General features: G+C 56.6%; 13 protein-coding genes and 2 pseudogenes. 10 read left to right on the top strand and 5 right to left on the bottom strand.

Features of this window, described 5'->3' with window-relative positions; all coding sequences use genetic code 11:
• Positions 1 to 7 precede the first annotated feature (7 nt).
• The 6 genes from NKJ12_RS30060 to NKJ12_RS30035 all read left to right on the top strand — a co-directional run bounded on the left by NKJ12_RS30060 (position 8) and on the right by NKJ12_RS30035 (position 7391).
• Entirely contained in the window at positions 8 to 985 is a 978-nt protein-coding gene (locus NKJ12_RS30060) for a nitroreductase family protein (protein ID WP_352707129.1), read from the top strand.
• A 589-nt stretch (positions 986 to 1574) separates the two neighbouring features.
• Positions 1575 to 2825, top strand: a complete 1251-nt coding sequence (locus NKJ12_RS30055) for a glycosyltransferase (protein WP_352707127.1) — start codon at positions 1575 to 1577, stop codon at positions 2823 to 2825.
• Positions 2826 to 2839: 14 nt separating this feature from the next.
• Positions 2840 to 3010 carry a hypothetical protein gene (locus NKJ12_RS30050; RefSeq protein WP_352707149.1) on the top strand — a complete coding sequence of 57 codons (171 nt, stop codon included), beginning with the start codon at positions 2840 to 2842 and terminating at the stop codon, positions 3008 to 3010.
• Between the two features lie 46 nt (positions 3011 to 3056).
• Positions 3057 to 4277 (top strand): glycosyltransferase, encoded by a 1221-nt coding sequence (locus NKJ12_RS30045; RefSeq protein ID WP_352707126.1) that lies wholly within the window; start codon positions 3057 to 3059, stop codon positions 4275 to 4277.
• A 699-nt stretch (positions 4278 to 4976) separates the two neighbouring features.
• A complete protein-coding gene (locus NKJ12_RS30040) occupies positions 4977 to 5645 on the top strand; it encodes a class I SAM-dependent methyltransferase (RefSeq protein WP_287217183.1) in 669 nt (222 codons plus the stop codon).
• Between the two features lie 249 nt (positions 5646 to 5894).
• On the top strand, positions 5895 to 7391 hold the full coding sequence (locus tag NKJ12_RS30035; protein ID WP_352707123.1) for a lipopolysaccharide biosynthesis protein: 1497 nt from the start codon (positions 5895 to 5897) through the stop codon (positions 7389 to 7391).
• A 282-nt stretch (positions 7392 to 7673) separates the two neighbouring features.
• Here the strand turns inward: NKJ12_RS30035 and NKJ12_RS30030 are convergent, their stop codons facing one another.
• Complete coding sequence (locus tag NKJ12_RS30030; RefSeq protein WP_352707121.1) at positions 7674 to 8525, bottom strand: sulfotransferase; 852 nt, start codon at positions 8523 to 8525, stop codon at positions 7674 to 7676.
• A gap of 170 nt (positions 8526 to 8695) precedes the next feature.
• Here NKJ12_RS30030 and NKJ12_RS30025 point away from each other — a divergent pair, with 170 nt between their 5' ends.
• The 4 genes from NKJ12_RS30025 (at position 8696) to NKJ12_RS30010 (ending at position 14655) form a co-directional block, all read left to right on the top strand.
• Positions 8696 to 10753 carry a hypothetical protein gene (locus tag NKJ12_RS30025; RefSeq protein WP_352707119.1) on the top strand — a complete coding sequence of 686 codons (2058 nt, stop codon included), beginning with the start codon at positions 8696 to 8698 and terminating at the stop codon, positions 10751 to 10753.
• A gap of 241 nt (positions 10754 to 10994) precedes the next feature.
• Positions 10995 to 12263: an O-antigen ligase family protein gene (locus tag NKJ12_RS30020; protein WP_352707117.1), complete on the top strand. Its 1269-nt coding sequence runs from the start codon at positions 10995 to 10997 to the stop codon at positions 12261 to 12263.
• 43 nt (positions 12264 to 12306) lie between these two features.
• Positions 12307 to 13272 (top strand): glycosyltransferase family 2 protein, encoded by a 966-nt coding sequence (locus tag NKJ12_RS30015; RefSeq protein ID WP_352707114.1) that lies wholly within the window; start codon positions 12307 to 12309, stop codon positions 13270 to 13272.
• Between the two features lie 279 nt (positions 13273 to 13551).
• Positions 13552 to 14655 carry a glycosyltransferase gene (locus NKJ12_RS30010; protein WP_352707112.1) on the top strand — a complete coding sequence of 368 codons (1104 nt, stop codon included), beginning with the start codon at positions 13552 to 13554 and terminating at the stop codon, positions 14653 to 14655.
• 46 nt (positions 14656 to 14701) lie between these two features.
• Here the strand turns inward: NKJ12_RS30010 and NKJ12_RS30005 are convergent.
• The 4 genes and pseudogenes from NKJ12_RS30005 to NKJ12_RS29990 all read right to left on the bottom strand — a co-directional run.
• A pseudogene (locus tag NKJ12_RS30005) lies at positions 14702 to 14935 on the bottom strand (IS21 family transposase); the annotation flags it as partial.
• 74 nt (positions 14936 to 15009) lie between these two features.
• Positions 15010 to 16911: a Wzz/FepE/Etk N-terminal domain-containing protein gene (locus NKJ12_RS30000; protein ID WP_352707110.1), complete on the bottom strand. Its 1902-nt coding sequence runs from the start codon at positions 16909 to 16911 to the stop codon at positions 15010 to 15012.
• 484 nt (positions 16912 to 17395) lie between these two features.
• Positions 17396 to 17677: an exopolysaccharide production repressor protein gene (locus NKJ12_RS29995; protein ID WP_352707108.1), complete on the bottom strand. Its 282-nt coding sequence runs from the start codon at positions 17675 to 17677 to the stop codon at positions 17396 to 17398.
• A gap of 346 nt (positions 17678 to 18023) precedes the next feature.
• Positions 18024 to 18196: pseudogene (locus tag NKJ12_RS29990) on the bottom strand (molybdate ABC transporter permease subunit); the annotation flags it as partial.

Below are 18196 nucleotides of genomic sequence, written 5' to 3'. Positions count from 1 at the left end.
TTGTAAAATGCTTCGAAAGCTGCAAATTCTTCTGTATGCTCAAGCGAAGGTAATCATCTCCTACGTATATGACGTTGGAAATTACCTACGTTACAACGGGGATTCGCTGCTGGTTCCAAAAAAAGAGCGGCTATATTACCGAATAATCGTGGACGCTCACTCGATTGAGAAGGGCCTTTCTCTAAAGGACAGGAGGCCCGGTTTTGGCCAGGAAAAAATCAAGCGACTTATGAATGAGGTGTCCTCCTACGACGCCTCGCTAGGGGCGTTTCCGCTTGAAATGGCTGTTGGCGCACTTCGCGCCTATGTTGACCTTCATCCACCAGGGGAGCCTGAGCAGCCCTTTGTTGAGAAAGTTCGTCAATTCGTCGAGCGTTTCAATGGGCTTGATGGAGTCGCCTTGACCGGCGGGGTTCAAAGCGCCGTTCTGCCAATTGGGGGGCCAGCCCTCACACTCCTGGAAGGACTTCAGTGTCGTCGCTCGGTTAGATACTTTGACGAACAATTAATAGATCGCACCACATTGCTAGAGTTGGTACGCTTGGCGCAAGGTGCGCCATCCCAATGCAACAGGCAGGCGACAAGAGTATACCTCTACCAGGGCCGTCATCAAATCGATCAGATACTCGCCCTGCAGGGCGGGGCGCGAGGCTTTTCACAGTCCATATCAAACCTGGCCATTATCACGTCAGACACAAGGGCCTGGCGAGGAAGCAATCAACGAAACCAGATTTATGTCGATGGTGCGCTGTTCCTAATGCATTTCCTGTTGGCCGCGGAGGCACTTCGGCTCGTGGCTTGCCCCCTCAATCTTGCGGTCGATAGTCGAGTTGAACGGCAAATTCGTGACGTCGGTCGAATTCGAGCAGGCGAGAGATTGATTGCATGCGTCGCCCTTGGCCCTATGGCAGGTACTGCCATCAGATTTGCCAGGTCGCCGCGCAGGCCGATTGATGAGGTGGTCTCGTTTGTAACCGAGGAGTAAGTCTCCGCTGGCACTTGCAGAGCGATCGAACGAAGCTGGCTTCTCGGGGAAGGGACAATGTCTTGATCGACTGCCCGCTCGCGCGCGCCAACCAGCTGCCGCCGCACATCGACAATAAGTAACGTGGAGCACGCGAAAAATCCGCAAGCTGCGGGTCCGGCCTCTCCCATAGGTCCCTTAAAGCATTGCCTCCACTACTTTTTTGAACGAGTCCGGTTCCGATCCGATTTCGCGCAAACGCGGTGAGGCAGAAGTATTGGTCCAAGGTATACCACAGTATACCACAAAATAATCACTCCGCTGTGCCCGTGGTGACAGCGGCAGTTCTCTGGGACGTTTAAATCCAACAAGTTAGATCTGATCGACTGGAAGCCGTTGGAATAACCCTCCTTACGGACTGCATGTGCCATGGCCCAAGAAGGAAGGGCACACTTAGGATTCGGGGTTCATCTCCATACGGCATGCACCCACCGAGGCGTGGCATGTCACTCCAATGCAGTAGCACCGATATCGGGACGCATGGACCAAAAGCGCGGCTGGGCGTGGGAACGCACCCAACGGATAAATTCAGCGCGATCGGTGCGGCGATATGAAAGTACAGGACGCGGAAGGCAAGATTGACTTGGGGCGTCGACTGCGTATCGCTCATGTCATCACCCGTCTCATCAATGGCGGTGCTGATGAGAATACTGTCCATTCCTGCAATTGGGCCGCGCAAGGGGGGCATGATGTTGTCCTGCTACATGGCGAGACGGTCCAGCCGGAAATCATAGCTAAAGTGGACCCGCGGGTGGAACTCATTGGCGTCCCGGGCCTGACTCGGTCCATTTCGCCTGTCTCCGACATGCGGGCATTGTTGGCGCTCACCCGGAGATTCCGCGCCGTGAATGCCGACATCGTGCATACGCACACCAGCAAGGCAGGCATTCTCGGGCGGCTCGCCGCATGGGCGGCGGGAGTTCCAGCGATCGTTCATGGCGTGCATATCGTGCCTTTTGTCAATGTCGGCGTCGCCGAGCGGTTTGCTTATCTCGCCTTGGAAAAGCTGGCAGCGCCATTCACCAGTGCGTTCATCAGTGTGAGCGAGGGCATCCGCGACTTATGCCTGAGCGCAGGAGTGGGACATCCAGACAAACATTATGTCGTCCATTCCGGATTCGATCTCGATCGTTTTCGCAACGCCGGTCCGCCCGACGGTTGGCGCGATTTGTTGCGCTTGACCCCGGACGCGCCGCGCCCGTCCGTGCTCTTGATGATCGCGGCTTTCGAGCCACGCAAGCGACACACGGAATTTCTGGACGCTTTCAACAAAGTCGCCGTCCGGTTACCCGACGCGGTGCTTGTGCTCGCGGGCGACGGGCCGCTTCGCTCGACCGTAGAATCGCGGGCCAAGCGGCTTGGGCTCGAGCGACAAGTGGTCTTTACCGGTTATCGGGACGACCCCGAGCGGCTGATCGCGCTCGCGGATCTCTGCCTGCTCTGTTCCATGCGGGAGGGATTGCCCCGCGTAGTTATGCAATATCTCGCCGGTGGCAAGCCCTGCGTCGCTTGCGATCTGCCAGGTCTTCGCGAAGTGCTCCGCCCTGGTATCAACGGTGTGATTACACCCGCGGATGATTTGGCAGCCATGGCCGACGCCATTGCCGCCCTCCTGGAGGATCGTGCAAGACTGGCCTGCCTCGCCCAAGGTGCCGCCGCGGCGACGGATCTTTCGAACTGGGACGTCAAGCTGATGGGAAAGCGGACCGATGCCATTTACCGCGCGGCTCTTGACCAGCATCGGGCAAGCAAGGGAGTATCAACAGTACCTCCTGTCCGAAATGTGGCGCTTCCGCGATGATCGGGTGCAGCCTTATGCGTTTGACGGTGATCGGGCAACTTGCCGGATTGGTTAGCGGTGCATACTTCGCCGATTTCGGCGATGAGGTGGAGTGCGTCGATCTGGACGACAAGGGGATCGATGCGCTGAAGGCAGTGAGATGCCAAAGAGGCATCTTCTTTTTTGCACATGGGACGGGGTTGTAATCTTGGTGGCCGCCTTGGCTCCGGGAACGCTACCCGGCGGATTGATATGATTGCAGCAGAAGTTGCCTCCGCTTATCCGATGAAGACCCCGCGAGCCGAAGCTCTTCCCAGCATGCGTGTTCTGCTCGTGCTCCCAACCTATTTTCCTGAGTCATATGGCGGCGGCGAACAACAGGCGCGGCGATTTGCTCGGGTGCTGGTTGAAAGCGGCGTTTCCGCAACCATTCTGGCGCCCAGTCTGTCGCACTTGACCTCGAAACGGTCTGCCATCGACGGGGTGCCTATCCATCGCCTTCGTTTGCGCGCGGCTCCGTATTTGGGCGGGCGGCATATGCTGTCGTTCCTGTCGTGGTGTGTCCAAGTTGTGATCTGGATGCTGCGCCGTCGCGACGAATTCGATGTCGTACATATCATCCACGCCCGACTTCACGCTGTTCCGGCGGCGTTGGCAGGAGCCCTCCTGCGCAAACCGGTTCTCGCAAAATTGGGCCGGGGCGGACGGTGTTTCGATCTCGACGTTGTGCGCGAAAAGAAAATCATCGGTCGCTGGGCGTCCGCCTTGATTAAACGTCACGTCACGGCCTTCATCGCCAATAGCCGCCAAATCGCTGGTGATCTGAAGAGACATGGCATCGGCGCGGATCGCATTCATATGATTCCGAATGGGATCGATCTGCCCCGCAAGCCGCGCCGCGAGCCGAGCGCCGATGGCAGCCGACGCTTTATCTGCCTTGGCCGTCTCGATCCGGAAAAATGCCTCGAGCACATGATCGATGCGTTCGCGGCACTTCCCGCCGACGCAAAGGCGCAACTCACCATCCTGGGCGATGGCCAGTGCCGCGCCACCCTCGAGGAGCAGGCGGCCCGGTTGGGCCTTTCCAGCAGGGTCACTTTCGCCGGCGCGGTTGAAGATGTCTTTCCCTTTCTGCGGGAGGCTGATTTCTATCTTTCCACTTCGGTTACGGAAGGCATGTCAAACGCACTGCTCGAGGCCATGAGTTGCGGCGTGGTCCCGATCATCACCGATGTCAGCGGTGCATCCGACGTTGTGAAGCATGAGCGCAGCGGCTTCTTGGCTCGCTCGCATGTGGAGTATTGCGGACTCCTTCATCGCGCGCTCGGCCTATCGGAAGCCGAGCGCGATGAGATGGCGCGGCGCGCAGTACAAACAGTCACTGCGCGATTCAGCATGGAGAGCGTCGCAGCACGGCAAATGAGGTTGTATGCCACTCTTGTGGACACTGCCACCCAGATCGTGAGGCGGTAGGTTATTCAGGAGCAACCCCGAAGCCGGCCTACGCAATGACGACTATTGATGCCGGAGAGAGGCGCTGAACGAGATGCATCCACTGAAACTGGTTTTTGCGCTTCCGGCAATCCCCGGCCAAGCGGCAAACATGGTGCCGGTCGTGAACGCATGCAGCGCTTTTGAAGCAGCCGGTTGTCCGATAGCCACATTTTTAAGCAGCGTGGAGCTATGCGCGGCCCCTTTCCGCTATTCAATTATGAAGCAGCCAAGGCGGTTTGCTAGCCTTATCCGGAGGCTCTCACCCGAAAAGCGACAGGCAATAACGGGCAATAAAATGCCATTACAATCCCGCCGCTCGGCCTGTGGCTGGTGTAGGAGTGCCAGCGGACCAGCTATTGCTAATATCGTTGCGGCAACCGCCTTGTCGCTTGCTTTGAGCGCCTACAACGCAGCAAAGAGGCCAAGTAAGCAGCCATGACGGTCGACTCGCGCGAAAGGCTGAGATTCGTGGCTAGGGAAAAGTGTCCTGGATGCGGCAGTACAAATATAGCCATACTATACGACTCCCCCTTTTCCCAAACGGATGTTCGTAGGTTCGTGCACGAATGCTTTCGTGGACGGATCTCCGACCAAAACCTTAATGGTGCGCGATACACGATTGCGCAATGCCGCGCTTGTATCCTGTATTTTCAGAGAGAAATTCTAGACAGCAAAGGCATGGAATTTCTCTATGACGACGTTAGTGACGAATCTGTTTCTCTGGCCAAGAGGGAACGCGCGGGCCGAAGCTATTTCAATAACCTGCTGCGGTCTGCTGGGATGATCGAGGAATTGTTGTACATTCCTCCAGTGGCACGCCACATAAAGGTCTTGGATTTTGGGATGGGGTGGGGCCACTGGGCCATCGCAGCGCGCGCCCTTGGCTATGATGTTGTCGGGGCCGAGCTGTCAGCGCGGCGCAAATCATTCGCGGCCGCGCACGGCATTCAGACCATTGATCCGAGTGAAGTGGAAAATGAGAGGTTCGACTTCATACATATGAATCAGGTGCTGGAGCATGTGTCTGAGCCACGCGAATCCGTAAGACAGCTGGCTCGAATCTTGAAGCCTTCTGGCATTATAAAGATATCCGTTCCCTTTGGCGAATTGGTTGCGCCGCAGATAACATCGGGCTGGAAGATAGAAAAAAATGAACTGTACCCGCTCGGACATATCAATGCATTTACAGATCGATCTCTGGATACGCTCTGCGAGAGCGTAGGTCTCAAACGCGTTGCTCCTTCAGAATATGTAACACCTAAGGCGCGTCTACGTGCACTCTATCGGAAGCTGCGCTGGCCTCGAAGAGCAAATGGCTATTTCCGCAAAAATGAGGGGCGTCGCTGAAGAGATTGCTGCTGGATGCAACAAGGCGGTTCCAGTCAGCCTGTGCGACCGTGACGGCGCGGTGCTTATGCTGGGATGCCTATCCGCTGGCATTATGACTTGGGTTGATGAAGCGATGACGAAAACGGTGATTGGACGCCTGAGGAATTCACCCGCGAGGCGTGGGCGAGAAAATAGCTCATGAGGTTGGAGCACGCTTGCATGCACTGAAGCGTGGCAGTCGAATTGGACAGTCCGGAGCAGGTCAACTTGGACGAGGTAACTGGACATAAAAACCTGACACGAAGGGCAGCCAACGGCCTCTCGTGGTCGGGTGCCACATTGCTGGCCCGAACCTTTTTGAATGTCCTGGTCACGGCCATTCTCGCGCGCCTGCTTTCCCCCCAGGAGTACGGCGTTGCCGGCGCTGCGCTGATCATCGCATCCGTCGGCAATAACATTGCCAATCTCGGCATGTCGCAAGTCCTGGTCCAGCGACGGGACGTCGACGAGCGCCATATCGGAACCGCAATTTCTTTGTCCGTGATAATCGCTGCCATTCTCGGCATACTTCAATGGGTGTTTGCACCACAGATTGCAGATTTTCTTCATGTGCCGGAATTGGTCCTCATTTCGCGCCTCCTTGCTGTGATGATGGTCGCGAACGCGTTCAATCTGACCGCCGAGGCCATTTTGTCGCGGCACCTGAAATTCAGAATATCCTCCACAGCGAGTCTGGTCGCTTGGATTGCTTCCCATGTCGGCCTAGCCATTCCGCTTGCCTATTTTGGACTCAGCTATTGGGCCTTGGTGATCGCATATATGGCCGAGGCATCGATCTTGGCCAGCATCTATTTCTTCATCGCCAGGGACTATCTCGTGAGGCCCAGTTTCGACATGCAGTCCTATCGCGATATCCGCAGACAGAGCCTGGGCTATTCGCTGGCTGGTATATCAGCCGTCACCGCAAAATATATCGATAATGTTATTGTCGCGCGGTTGATCGGCACTGCAGAGCTGGGCATTTACTCGCGAGCGTATTATCTGATTGCGATGCCAGCAAGTCTGTTCGGAAATCTGAACAAGAGCGTGATTTTCCCGCTCCTGTCGAAGGTTCATCACGACAAGGCCAGGCTATGCAGCGCTCAGCTCAAGGGGTATGCTTTAACGGCGGCGCTTGCTCTACCGACTAGCGCGTTTCTATGCTGTTTCGCAAAAGAGATTGTTCTCACAATTCTCGGCCAGAAATGGACGGATGCCGTCGTTCCCATTATCATATTCTCTGCAGTAATTTATTTCCGCGTCGGTTACAGAGTGTGCGGAGTCGTGACGCTTGCGACGGGCCAAAGTTACCGAACGGCCTCCATGCAGATCATTTACATGGCCCTTGTCGCTTCATTCGCGTTCTTCTCGGCGCCCTACGGCGTGAACGCAGTGGCCTTTTCAGTGTCCGGCGCCATTGCGACGAGTTTCTTCCTTTATGCGGCGATGACTTGTCGGATAACGGGATTATCAGCTGTGGATTTCGCGCTCGTACATGTGCCGCCTGTCGCATTCGCCGCTGTGGTGTTCGCCACTGGCTCGGCGGTCAAAATGCTGCTTGCCGGATCGCCCGACTATCTTGTGCTCGCGACCGGGCTTCTCGTTATAGGTACATTGTCCGTTGTCACTGTCTATCTGAGAGCGTCGCTACTCTTCGGAAAACATGGTGCGGAAGTCTTGCAAACTCTAACATCCAAGAAAACGAAATGGATTAGATTTGTATAGCCCACGGTATCTGCACACTCGGCGCCTCTCCGACTGCCCATCCGACGACTTAGAGTCTCTTATACCGGGACTGGAGACACAGTCGGCGGCCTTGAGACGGCAGGCCTCCTTGACGCCGTTTTCTCTCATCGGAATTCGACCTTGCGCGGGGCAAACCGGGTTCAGTGAACGGCTGCTCCTCTGTGCTCGAACAGGCACTACGCACTGGGGACCGTGAAACTTGTCTATGCCTGTCCCGTGCCTGTTCGGGGCCAGGCGGCAAACGCCGTTAACCGCACAAGGTCAGAAATTATCATCTCCATAATCGAACAATTCTGCGGTTGCGCGGGTGCCTGTCGAAATCCGCTGTCGTGCTGAACGATCGAGGCGGGCAACCGCTCGGGTGTTGACGTCTGGTGCGATGTGATCGGATGCTTCGTCCAATTTTATCCGCAGCCTTTCGCCAGTTGCGGCGTCTGCGTTTGCCTTTCGCGCCGCCCCAAATGATTTAACCTTAAACCGGATCTTTCCGTCCTCCGCTGCCGCTATGCCGAGCGCGTCGTAAAGGCTTCTAACAAACGCATCCGGTGATTGGATCAAGTCCTCGAATCGAAGCGATAGCGCATCACGCTTCCTCGAGGCTTTGAACATCAGGCTAGTCACATCATTGTACCATTTGATCGCGAGCGCCTCGCTGAGACCGCTGCGTATCAGCCCTTCGCACATCGGTAATGGATGCCGCGTAAGCACAAGGTTCCGCGCTTCCATAAAGCCGCGCGCAATCGCGTCGTCGAATGCAATGTAGTAATCCATCACCTTCAGAACGACGTAGCGTGCTTGGGACTTTTCGTTGCGCTCCCCGGGGCGGACGGTCTCGGCAGTCGCTGCGCGGATATGACGCCAAAAGACGGGAACAGATGCCCAGTTGACGGCCCCGCCAATATGGCACGCGGCCTTGCGCAGCTTGTAGTAGCGTCCGAATACTCCCTCATGCCATTCGCGGTATGGCATCAACACATCCGGCGAGCTGCCGATGATATTCCAGACAATATTTGACCCACCTCGGCCAAAGCAATTCAATAGAAGCGCATTGGGCGGAAGAGCTTTGCCCGGCCTGGTGGGAGGCGAAGCACCGATCCTGTCAGCGGTCTGCATCTGCTTTCTCCAGTTATCGCATTAGGCGCGACCCACTTCCCCAGCTGTCGTTGAAAGGTTAAACTGAAACCTATGATATGCTGCGGAGCTTGTGAGGAGAAGCGCGATAGTAAGTAACGGGTGTCCATGCGGAGTCTCATCCCGAAACCAGCAATTATTGGCACACGACAATGACTAACCGCTTTTCTCGCCGGGACCTGGCGCGGGCCGCATGCGCCGCCCTTGTGCTGGCGGCATCCGGTCGCCCAGGACGGGATGCTCGCGCCGCCGGTCCGGCGCAAGGCTCGCAGCCGAAAGCTCACTCCTGGCATCCTGGTCTGTTCCCGGAAATGATTGTGAAATCCTGGTTTCAGGAGGATCTGGCCGAGGGCGAAGTCTCCTCATGGCAATCGGCCGGCGCGAAGCCGGTGGCTGCGATGCAAGCCGAGCCCTCCCTGCGCCCGACAAAGCTTCCGAATAACGGCGGAGTCCATTTCAAACAGGGTACGAGACAGGCGTTGACCTGGCCCGCCGATAGCGATGCGCCTTACCTTCACCGCTGGTGGCTCGTGATCGCCCGGTGCAATTCGGCGATCAATGCCGACGCGGAATGCGTTTCCGTTGTTTGCGCCAATGGCGCGGAGGGTGGCCCGGTGCATCGCCAACCCCAGGTCTGTTTCAAGCCATCGGCCGGCACATTCGTTTCGCGGCTCCATGACGGCAAGCTCAAGAGCGAGGAAGGGCAGTGCTCGACCGATTTTGACGAATGGAATGTCATGGTCGGGTACCGCCGCGGGTTCGTGATGCAGGCTGTGGTGAATGGGATCAAGACGGCCGGCCAGACGGTTTATGCATTGACACCCAACCGGATGAAATCGCAGAGCTTCATGGGCGATGTGAACAATCCGATGAGGGCCGATGTCGCGATCGATTGCGTCATTATCGGGCAAAGCGAACTAAATGACTCCCAGATCGACAGGCTGATGGGATGGGGCATGTGGCGCATCGGCCGGCAATCCGCCCTGCCCGACGTTCATCCCTATCGCCAGAGCCCTCCTTCAGCTGTGGATGCGAACGACAAACCGGCACGTTATGCCTTTGATTCAGTCTCGTGGGCGTCCTGGACAGCCATCGGCAATGAACGGCGATATGGTCATCGTGGTGAGGCGGCGCCGCCGATCCGCGGTTACACAACGGTTTTTTTTGACGACTTCGACTCCAACACGGTTGTCGATGATTCCAAAGGCGCGCAAAGCAGCATCTGGTATGCGCCGACCCATCTGACGACCGTTGGTGTTGACGCCGCTACGCCGCCGATGTCGGCGTCGCCCTCCTCCTATGTGCACGACGCCAGCAGCCACACGCTGGCGCTCCGGCTCTTGCACAAGCGGCGTTGGAGAACAGGTGCATTCTCTTCCGTGAACAACAATGGCCAGGGGCGGTGTTGGGGAAAGGGGATCTTTGAGATCCGCGCCAGAATGCCGAAGATACTCGCGCCCCGCCCTGGATTTTTTCCTGCTTTCTGGGCGTATGGGAAGGAGCATCTATTCTGGCGGACGCGCAATCGTCTTGAGACGGACTTTTGGGAATATGACGGTCTCAATGGGGCCTATATCAACATCAGCCAGCACGTGCACAAACCCAGACTCGGCTATGCAGATCCACATATCACGCCACGTAGCGTGCACCGGAAAATCGCCGGCTATCAAGTCGATCCATCAAGTGGTTTTCCCAGCACGATCGACGTATACGATGGCGAATTTCATACTTGGTATGCGCAGATCGAAGATGATTATACCTATTTCGTGATCGACGGCTATGAAGTGGCGCGCGTTCCGACGACACCGGAACTCGCAGCAAAAAAATACATCATTGTGGATTTCGCCTACGATGAAAAAAAGGGGCGCGCTCAACCGAACCCGTCGCAAACGTATGACATGGTGATTGACTATATAAGGGTCCGGCAGACGGAAACGGATCTGGCTAGGGCCCCGACGGCCTTCAGCGCATTGCCGGCCTTCTCGGGCCAGACCTCACCGGGCCAGGCGCTGACCGTCGTACCGAATGTTATTGCGTCGCAAATAGAGTATCTATGGTATCGTGACGGCGTTCCGATCGTGGGCGAAACCGGCACAAGCTATGAGCTCAGCTCGCGGGATGTCGGGCATAAGATTCGCTGCCATGTTCGCGCGGTCTCTGTGCTCGACCAGCCAGAAGCCTGGACCCCGGAGAGCGAGACCGTCGGCTAGAACGCATCGACTGCGCGACGCCAGGATGCGTCATCACTCTCGTCGGACTGCTGACGAGCTCTGCCGCCAGTAAGCCTCCCCACAGCCGAGGCGGGTGAGTTTTCCCAACAGGCGGAAACCTCTTCGATATGCGATGCCACAGCGGGCGGAACGATGAGGTCGTCGGCTGGAGCAGGGTGAAGTGTTTCTCCGCGGGCTGGCATTGATACATCCAATAAGTTCTGTTTCCGGGGAAGAGAATATGCTAAAGAAGATCGCGCCCAGCGAGAGAGCTGTGATGCGTTACCTTCTGACATTCGCGGTACTGAGCCTCTTCCTGCCAATCAGACTCGAGACGGGTCTTGTATTGCTGCGTCCGTTCGAGCTGATCGCATTGCTGATGCTCTTTTTTGGCCTGGCGACGGGGCGTTGGCGAAGGTTGGCTTTTTCAGCCGGTTTTCTACTGCTCCTGCCCTTCTTGGGCTGGCACGTGGTCTCGGCCTTCAGCGTGGACGCAGAGAATGGCCTGCGCGAGCTGTTGCAGATCTCCGCTGTGGGCGCCTTTGCGTTCGCCTTGGCACAGGAGGCCAGCCGCGTCGACACGCACAAGGCCGTCAACATCTTGCTTTTCGGCATGGTGCTGATCCTCGCCTATACGATCACCTGGCATGTCGCCCATGGCTACTTGGTCGGTTGGAAGCATCTGTTCGATCCGAGGCTCGCGTTCACCTTCCTTCCAATTGCGCTCGCAGGGCTCCTCCTCTTCGTCAACGGGGGCAAGCGGCGCACCCTTTGGTTTGTATGGGCGGGGATACTTCCCCTGCTCGTGCTATCTGGGGAACGCAAGGCGTTTTTGATCTATCTCTTTCTGACCGCCGCGCTTCTGATGCGCGGACGGCTCGCTGCGATGGTGCCAGCGATCGCCGCGGGCTTCGTGGCACTTTTCGTGCTGTCGACCACGGTCAATAACGCCTATGTCGAGAAGCAGATGCAGACCATTCTCGATCCGCTGAGCATGGGGCAATACGAATATCTGGCCGCGACGGGGAAATATGCCCCTGGAGACACCCCGAGCAATGTCCAGCGCGCGTTTGCTTTCACTCTGTCCAGACAACTCATCTCCGAACATCCACTGATGGGCGTGGGTACGAACCAATTCAAGAATATTATCGATACGGATTTCAGCGGACTTCCTGGCGAGTTGCGGCTTGGGATACATGGCGAGTTTCAACGTATCCTCACCGAGAACGGCATCATTGGGCTCAGCCTCTATGTTCTCATATGGATTGCTGCATGGTTTCGCTTAAGCCGTACTCTAAGCTGGGCGCTTTCTCACGGATTGATCGGAGCGGCCCAGGCACGGCTTCTGCCCCTCGTGCTCCTTGTTCCTTGCGCCTTTTACGTTGGAACAGAAGCCTCCGGCACACGAGCTTTCGTTACGCTGAGTCTTGTCTCGCTCCTGCCTGAATTGACGCGGCACGGGCTTTGCCTATCATTGCACAGGATGCGGAGGAGCCACCCCAGAGCATGAGACATCCTGGATTTCTCGCGAGCCCCTTGCAAGGAAACACGAGATGAGTGTTTCGGTTATCATGACATGCCACAATGAAGAACGCTTCATCGCGCAGGCAGTGGAAAGCGTGATTAGTCAGACCGCCTCGAGCCACATCAAAGAGATCATCATTGTCAATGATGGCTCGAAGGACGGCTCGTCGGAAGTGATTGCCTCGCTGGGTCGCAGGGAGCCGCGCGTGCATGTCCTGACGACGGCGGGTATCGGGCTTTCATCGGCGAGGAATCTTGCCATCAGACATGCTGCCGGCGATCTTATTGCAATTCTGGACGGCGATGACTTCTGGGCCGAGGACAAGCTTGAGCGTCAATTAGCCGTCTTGGGCAATGGCTGCAAGGCAGGTCTTGTCTATGGCGATTTCGTCGATTTTTCCGCTCCGGATCTGTCCGATGCTCTACACGTCGCCGTGCGCCGCTATCGCGCGGACCAATGCGATACGCTGCCGACATATTTTCTGCTTGATGGGCCGATTGTTCCTTCCAGTATGGTTATGCGGCGGGAAATGGTCGAAGATATCGGGTTATTCAACGAGGCATTTAGGGCTGGAGAGGATACAGAGTTTTGTATGCGCGCAGCCGAGCGTTGGACATTTCAATATGTGGCCGAATCACTCGTCTATAAACGGCGCCATGGCTCGAACATAACCCGCAGACTCGACGCGCTTCTGCCGGTAGCCGAACGACTCACGCGAGAATGGGCCATGCGACGGCGGGAACTTACGCACCTCGCGCGCCGGCGCAACGCGCGTTTGTACGCAAAGGCGGGCAATGATTGCGTGGCTCAAGGCGAAAAGAAACGCGGAGCGCGCTTGCTCATTCGCGCGATGTGGCACGATCCATTGTCATGGCGGGTGTACGTTTACTTTTTTCTTTGCGCCCTGCCGAGGGGCATGGATCCGCAGGTGCGCCGTGCAGCCAAGCTATTGTTCTACCGCGCCTTGCGCAAAGACTTTGCTGACGGCTCTTAAAGATGCTGGCGGAATGGCGAGAAGCTCGAGCATCTCAGGCGGCAGCCCTGGAATCCTTCCGTAGCGATTATTCTGTACCGCGACACAGGACCATAACGGAGGCGAAATCAGAGCTCTCCGCGGTCGCCAAGTCTCTCTTAACGCGGGTAAGAACTTGAAAGGTCTCCAGACCCACCACTGAGCCCTCACCACAAGCGCAGGAGAATTCCACACAAGATCGGGCTGTTAGTTGCGACAGTAAACACGAGGTGCAAGAGAATCGGAGCGCTTCACTATCACATGCGAATTCTTTACTTCATCAACGGATTCGATCCCGGTGGCGCCGAGCATGGGCTACTCACCTTGCTGCAAGCAGGATTTTTCAGCGGCCACGAGCTGAAGATTCTCGCCTTTTGCCGTGGTCGCGGGGCTCTTGCCGATGAAATCGCCGCACAGATCGGAGAGCATAATCTTATCCTGACGTCGCAGAGTGAAGAGCCTTCCTTGCGCACCTTTGTGGGTACGTTCTTTGTAATGTTGCGCCTTATCTGGGAGTGGCGGCCGGATATGGTTGCGTTGTCGCTCAAGCAGGCCAATCTCCTGGGACGGCTAGTTGCGATGTTTGCTCCTCGGCTGCACTGCGTTTCATTCGAACATACTACCCGCTACCGCTCCCGGCGCGCCGCAGGTATTTATGGCCCTGTGCTCAAGGCCCTGTCCTGGCGCGTCGACGAAATCTGGGCTGATTGCGAAAGTACGCTGCGGGAGACGCAAGCCTACTTCCTGCCGCGCAGGCGCCGCTCGCATATAGTGCCTTTGTTTTGCGCCGATGAGGCTTCCAGCCACAAGCGCGATTACGCGCTTCACACACCCTTGCGCCTTGCTGCTGCGGGACGGCTTATCGCGCTAAAGAACTTTGACCGCCTGATCGAGGCCGTCCGAATGCTCCAAGACCGCGGCGTTTCTGCAAGCCTCGATCTTTACGGCGATGGGCCGGAACGGCAGGGGCTTTCGCGCAAGGCGGATGAGCTCGGCGTTGGAGATCGCGTGCACTTCCATGGCTATGTCGCGCGCTGGTCCGAGCTCGCCTCTGATCGTGACGTGTTCATCAACCTGTCCGATACGGAAGGGTTCTGCATCGTCGTCGCCGAGGCGATGCTTGCCGGACTTCCGGTGATCGCGACTGACGTCGGCGGTATCCGAGATTACGGCAAGGATGGAAAGAATATGCTGAAGCTTACTGTTCCCTCGGCGGAGATGGCGGTGACGCAAGCACTGGTGTTCGCGGGCGATGAAACGCTCCGCAAGAAGATCGGAATGCAGGCACGACAGGATATGCTGCAGGCCTATTCGCAGGGTGCTTTGCGTGTCCGTGCTACGGCAGTGTTGGGTGGCGGAATGTAAGGAGCTGGCGACCAAGATAGCCGGGCCGATCGTGAATTCTGACGGCTCGGCATCGCACCTGTCTGACATGGTTCTCGACCTGGCGCTTCTCCCAGCCCGATGCCAGCGCGCGGGATTGTATTGCCGGTCCTTGCCGACGAACACCATCTCCACCGCCCTATTCGTGTTGTCGTAGATGATGCGCGCAGAAGGCGAACGCCCGGTCATGCTCGTCGAACACCATTTCCTGAATCTGGCGCGGATAAGCCCGGACGAATATCATTAGACTAGTCGTCATTCTCGGCATTCGAGGAGTTTGTCCGTCAAAGCCCTCCTCGGGCTATCTGCATAAGACAAAAAATGCTTGCTCCACAACTAGGCTTGGTAATACCGACTATGACGTTCACTGTAAAATTCGGCACTGCCGAACTTTTGATACAGCTTGATTCTTTTGAGATCGACCTTGTTAAGCAGAACGCCGATACATTTATCCGCAAGGATCGGATTGTTGTTGAGGCTTTCGCGCACGAATGTACGAGCGGTCACGCCCCATTCAACAACCAGAACAAGGCCGTCGAGATGCTGGACAAAGGACCTCACGTCCGCGACTGGAGCTAACGGGGGCAAATCAACGACGACGTAGTTGAACATAGAGCCCACCTTGAGCAGAAAGTCGCCCATTTTCTCGATAGGCTGTACGGTCTCTGCGAGCTTTTGTTGCCTCTGGTTCACCCCGGGCAGGAACCTCAATGACAATGACTGATGAGCAAGCAAATCTCTCCGATTGAAGTCTCCAGCCAACACATTGGCTAGGCCTCGTTCCCAGCCGTTGGCTAACATAGGGGACAAGCCCGGATTGTGGATGTCGGCATCGATCAACAGCGTCCTACAATGCTGCATAGCGAGAACCATCGCAAAATTAGCCGCGACCACCGACTTCCCTTCTCCCGGGAGGCAGGAAACGATGCCGATCGCCCTGGTGCTCTTCCTTGGTAACTCGACATCAACAGCGACTTTCACCGTTCGCATCGCTTCAGCGAATTCCGAGCGCGGATGTTGCTCTACCCAGTTGAAAGCGCTGTTCCCCACCTCGATGAATGACGGCTCTTCGGTCGCAATGAATGACGGCTCTTCGGTCGCACGATCACGCTTGTTTCGGCGAATTGGCTTTCCGTCCAGCAACGGGATCATTCCGAGCGTGTCAAGTCCGAGCTCATCGCGCACTTGACCCCTCGTGCGGAAAAAGCGCTCCCGGTACTCCCGAACTCCGCCCACACCGGCGCCAATCATGCCGCCAAGCACGGCGCAGACCGCCAACGTAAGAATGCTATTCGGAGAACTCGGTCTGCTGGGGTATGGTGCCTCCGAGATAACCCGCGCCTCCGGCAACGCCATCGAAAGGTTCTGCAGGCTCGCTTGGTATTGCTGCAGGACCTGTTCATATTGCGACTTGAGAGAGGACGCCTCAAGTTCGAGCTGGCGCAAGGTAACCAGCGTTTCCTTCGTCAGCGTATTGTCTGTTCGGAACCTGTGGACCGCGAGCTCGGCGTCGACCGATCGCTTCCGCACCCTCTCGAGCTCTTCCGCCAGTGCACTGCGAGCTCGGATAATCGACTCATCTTTGGCTCCGACTTGGTCAGAGATATAGATTTCCGCATACTTATTGGCTATTTTTTGCGCCATTTCAGCGCTAGGCGACTGAAATTGGACCTGCAGAATGTAAGAATCGCCTACACGAGCTACCGTTATATTTTCAGCCAGAATGCCAAATGCCTGCCATCGAGGATCGGGCCCTCGCGCCGCACTCGATTTCCACGGCGCTCCGCTTTCTTCGGAACTGCCAATGAATGACCGCACCACCCGAGCGACCGATCCTGTGAGACTGTTGAGCAACGAATACGGTGCTGACAAGAAAGGGCGATCGGTAGCAAGACCGAGGCTGTCAACGACCTTTAGCCCGATGCGGTCGGAACGCAACAATTCGACCTGGCTCAGCATCATCGGGTCAAGCTGTGTGGAGCTTCCGCTCTCTGTTAACTTCGTCACGACGGAGGGCTGGTTTTTGTCGATCAGGATTCTGGACGTCGACTCGTACAAGGGCACCTCGAGCCGAAGATACCCCAGCCCCAGCACAAGGCCTGCGAGCGCGCACGTAAGGACGAACCTCAACTGCCGTCGCGCTGCCGCCACGAGTGTTTCGAGATCAATCGTTGCCGACTGAGGATCGCCAAATATCAAGGCAGAATCCGGGTGCCGATTTTCAACTTCGCGGAGCATAAGCCTTCAGACCCGTGGGGTGAGACTGGCAGCGCATAGGTAGTCAAAAACACCATACCACATTGTCTGACCAAATGTCTTGAAATTCAGTATCCACGCCGGCGGAGCCGCCCCTCCCCAAAGACGCAAAATTTTAACCTCGGATTGCAATAAATGAACCTCACGCGGCCCATGCTGTCTGCAATTCCGCTACACGTCATGCGATCCAATTAAAGGAAGAAATCGGGTCGTATTGCCAAATGGCAAAACATCTGAGCAAGAGATTCCGGGTCTAGGTTGAGCCTGTCGTACGGGAAACAGGGACGTCGATTGGAATGACTCGTCGATCACCGGCGCGCGATATCGATCACCGTAAGAGTTCTGGGCGCATTTGGCGCATCGCGGAACGCCTCTCAGGTGCCCGAATAAGACAGGTTGCAGTCACATTTTGTATCGTGATGTGGGGTGTCATCCTGCTGATCGTCCTACTCTAAACAGCCAGAGCCTATAAAGGCGGAGAGTGGTCCACCTTATTCACTAAGTGGCTCGGCAGTTGCTCCCTTTCGGACTCATCGGGTGGGGTATTTGGCTTCGGAAACACGGATACTTTGGAGACCGAGCGCCACACTAGCAGCATGACAGCAACAAAGTACCCGATCTGTATCAAGATCCCACAAATTAACGTTTGGACAAACGTACTCCAGAGCGAGGCGGTAAGCAAATATGTACTGATGGCGAATGCCGACAGGACTATGATAAAGCCGCGCAAAAAAAGCAAAAAGGACATCGCCGTCCCACTCGCAGCCGCTCGCGCGACGCGCTCCTTGGCTATTCAGCCCTCAACGCATTAACCATCATAACATATCGGAACGGGTTAGAGCGATCAAATATTAGGAGATGCGAATAAAAACCCACCCTAACCTTTGCCAAGACGCTTTCGGCGGATATGGCGGCCGCGCCTCATGCGACCAATGCCATTCAGGCCTTCCTTCTTGTGCTCGCGTAGATGGCCAGCGTTTCGACCAAATGGCCGAAGCCATTGCTCGGTGCCTGGTCGACCATGAGCAGGTAGCGCGCGACCGGTCGCTCGCTGGTCGGCGGTGTCGCTCCCGATCGGCGATGCGATGGCCACGTCAGCGATAACGCTTGCGGCTCCATGACTGCGCCAGGTTGACGATCAAGAGCATCAAGAATGACAGCACCAGCATGATCGCCGCGATGGCGGTCGCCGCCGCGTAATTATATTCCTCCAGCCGGATGACGATCAGAAGCGGTGCGATTTCGGATTTATAGGGCAGATTGCCGG

It is taken from the genome of Mesorhizobium sp. M0195, assembly GCF_040322115.1.
GTDB lineage: Bacteria > Pseudomonadota > Alphaproteobacteria > Rhizobiales > Rhizobiaceae > Mesorhizobium.
The sequence above is the reverse complement of the archived record's forward strand: the minus strand, read 5'-3'. Positions and strand labels throughout refer to the sequence as shown.